Annotated in this window: 3 protein-coding genes; 2 read left to right on the forward strand and 1 reads right to left on the reverse strand. The window is 71.6% G+C overall.

Features of this window, described 5'->3' with window-relative positions; all coding sequences use genetic code 11:
• Nucleotides 1-567, forward strand: a 567-nt coding sequence (locus L0P92_RS43345) for an Fpg/Nei family DNA glycosylase (protein WP_234768634.1), incomplete at its 5' end; no start/stop codon positions are given.
• A gap of 40 nt (nucleotides 568-607) precedes the next feature.
• Here L0P92_RS43345 and L0P92_RS43350 read toward each other — a convergent pair.
• Nucleotides 608-1,861: a GNAT family N-acetyltransferase gene (locus L0P92_RS43350; RefSeq protein WP_234768635.1), complete on the reverse strand. Its 1,254-nt coding sequence runs from the start codon at nucleotides 1,859-1,861 to the stop codon at nucleotides 608-610.
• A 162-nt stretch (nucleotides 1,862-2,023) separates the two neighbouring features.
• Between L0P92_RS43350 and L0P92_RS43355 the strand changes: the two genes are divergently transcribed.
• Nucleotides 2,024-3,205 carry a PP2C family protein-serine/threonine phosphatase gene (locus tag L0P92_RS43355; protein ID WP_234768636.1) on the forward strand — a complete coding sequence of 394 codons (1,182 nt, stop codon included), beginning with the start codon at nucleotides 2,024-2,026 and terminating at the stop codon, nucleotides 3,203-3,205.
• Nucleotides 3,206-3,214: the final 9 nt, after the last annotated feature.

The following is a 3,214-nucleotide window of genomic DNA, read 5'->3' on the forward strand; positions in this document are numbered from 1 at the left end:
CCCCCACCCACCGACACGGTCCGCCTCCGCCTCACCAACACCACCGCATACGCGGACCTCCGCGGCCCCACCACCTGCACCCTGCTCACCACCCCCGAGAAGCAGGCGATACACGACCGCCTCGGCCCCGACCCCCTCCGCGACGACGCCGACCCCCACCAGGCCTACCGCCGGATCTCCCGCAGCCGTACCACGATCGCCGCCCTGCTCATGGACCAGAAGATCATCGCGGGCGTGGGCAACGTCTACCGGGCCGAAGTCCTCTTCCGCCACCGCATCGACCCCTACCGCGCGGGCAAGGACATCACCCCCGCCGAGTGGGACGCCATCTGGACTGACCTGGTCGACCTCATGCACGAGGGCGTCCGCAACAACCGCATCGACACCGTCCGCCCCGAACACACCCCGGAGGCGATGGGCCGCCCACCGCGCGTCGACGACCACGGCGGCGAGGTCTACGTCTACCGAAGGGCCACCCTGCCCTGCCACATCTGCGACGGCGAGATCCGCACCGCCGACCTCGCCGCCCGCAACCTCTTCTGGTGCCCGAACTGCCAGACCGAGTAGCCCCGTTGGGATGTCGCCGAAGCCGCATCCCGGCGCGGCCTCAGAACCCGTGCGGCAACCAGGGCGCCACGGCCGAGGCGAACCCCACCGAGGCCTCTGCCAGCGCCCCCTGCCGCGACGCCCGCACCCGCCCGGCCGCCCCCAGCGCCTCCAGGCTGACACCACCGAGATAGGCCGCCCCCAACTCCCGTACGGACAACGAGAGATCCGCGGCATCGGTCGTACGCTCGCAGGACGCGCCCTTGGAGTCACCGGACAGCCGCCAACGCCCGCCGTTCCAGGGGCAGAAGGCGTCCTCCACCTCCAGCACCACATCCACCGGCGCCTGATAGGTCCGCGCCTCCAGCGCGGCCGCGAGATCCACCAGCCGTATGTGCAGAGAGTCCCGCACCCGCAGCGCACAGCGCCGGATGTCGGACACCTGGTGCTGCCAGGCCTCGTCCACCGGACGCCCGTACGCCTGCACCGTGGAGGTGAGGTCGATGTCGAACAGGAACCGCCACAGCGCGGCCTGCGCCGCCGCGTCCAGAGCCTCCGTGTCCCGCAGATGGACGGTGCCCTTGGGCCCGGCCGCATCCCACTCCGGCTTGACCCGGAAGCGCGCGTACCCCACGACCTCGCCGTCCCGCTCCGCCAGCACGCACTGCAACGGCGACCCGCCCTCCCGGTCGCTCTCCGGGTCGAGCAGCCTCAGCCGCTCCCATCCGGGCATCCGTACGAGCATCCCCGGCCGCCCGGGGACCTTGCGCGCGTACACGGCCTCGCACACGTCGAGGACGTCTGCGGCGACGGCGTACCGCAGACGTACGTCATCGGTGCCGGGCGGCACGGACAGCCGGACGCGGCTCGTGTCGATCTCGGTGTTCACGTGGAAGGTGCCGATGCCGTACCCGAACCGGCCGTAGATGTCCGGCTCGGAGGCCGTGAGTACGGCGAGCGGCCAGCCCCAGTCACGCACATCGTCCAGCTGCCGGCGCATCATCGACGTCAGGACGCCGCGCCGGCGGTGCGTCGCGGCGACGCTGACCATGGTGACCCCGGCGGCGGGCACGGCGGCCCCGCCGGGCACGGTCAGCCGGAAGCTGAAGGCACCGGCCGTGCCCACACACACGTCCCCGTCCCAGACGCCGAGGGAACGTTCGAACTCGGTGAGGGAGTGCCACAACTCCCGCTCCTCGGCCGCCTCCGCGACCCCGCCGAAGCCGCGGATCAGCGTCTCGTACCAGTTGTCCCATTCGTCCTGCCGTAACACCCGCAGCTCGGGCCGGCTCGCACTGCCATTCCCATTCGCCATGAACCATGCCTACCAGGGCATTGCGGGACGAGCGAGGGAATTTCTCGTTGGCGGCTACGAGGTGGCTTTCCGTGAAGTTCACTGTGAAGTTGAACCTCGGACGGGGGACAAGTGGGACCTCCCGTGCCAAGCAGCTGGTCCGATGGATAGGGTCCCGAACTAATGGCAGCAGGACGAGAGCGGCGCACGGCGGCCGAGACGTTCACGGCCCGGTTGAAGATGCAGTGGCACCGGGCCCGCGTCGGCGTGCGCAGAAGCGCGGTGGACTACTTCCGCGGCGACGGCTCGGACTGGATCGCCCTGGCAGGCCTGCTGCTGACCGTCCCCCTGATCTGCGCCGTGACGATGGCCAACCCGGTGTGGTTCTCCCCGGCCGCGCTGGTCCTCCCCATCGTCGCGGGCGGCCTGCTGCTGCGCCCGGCGAGCCTGCTGGGCCTGTACGCGGCGGCGGCGACGGCACTGATCGTGGAGTCGGTGCAGCTGGGCCCGTACACGGAGGGCCCGTCCCGCGTCACCCCCGGCGTGGTCCTGGTGGTCGCCGCCTGCGGCTTCTTCGGCCTGCTCATCGCACAGTTCCGCAGCCGCGTGGGCGTGCCCTGGCGGCGCGGCGGCACGATGCTCTTCGACCTGCGCGAACGCATCCGCGTCCAGAGCAAGCTGCCCAGCCTGCCGCACGGCTGGCATCGCGAGATGGCGCTGCGCCCCGCGGGCGGCCAGTCCTTCTCGGGCGACTTCGTGGTCGCGGCCCGCACGAACGGCGGCCGCACGCTGGAGGTGGTCCTGACGGACGTCTCCGGCAAGGGCATGGACGCGGGCTCGCGCGCGTTGCTCCTCTCCGGAGCCTTCGGCGGCCTCCTGGGCAGCCTGCCCCCGCACGCGTTCCTTCCCGCGGCCAACGGCTACCTCCTCCGCCAGGACTGGGACGAGGGCTTCGCCACCTCGATCCACCTGGTCCTGGACCTGGACTCGGGCGACTACGAGCTCTACTCCGCCGGCCACCCCCCGGGCCTGCAACTGAGCGCGGGCAGCGGCCGCTGGGAGGAGAAGGCGGCCGAGGGCCCGCTGCTCGGTGTCTACGACGGCGCCCAGTTCGACCCCGTCAAGGGCTCCCTCCGCCCCGGAGACGTCCTGATGCTGTTCACCGACGGCCTCGTCGAGACCTCCGACCGCGACATCGTCGAGGGCATAGACCGCCTCACCGGCGAAGCCGACCGCTACGTGGCCGGCGGCTTCCACGGCGCCGCCTGGCACCTCATCGAGGCAGTGGCCAAGGACGTCAACGACGACAGAGCCCTCCTCCTCATCTGCCGAGAGGGCCCAACAGCCCAGACGCCCCCCCACTGACCCCCGCCC

The organism is Streptomyces muensis (genome assembly GCF_021474425.1).
GTDB classification, from domain to species: domain Bacteria; phylum Actinomycetota; class Actinomycetes; order Streptomycetales; family Streptomycetaceae; genus Streptomyces; species Streptomyces muensis.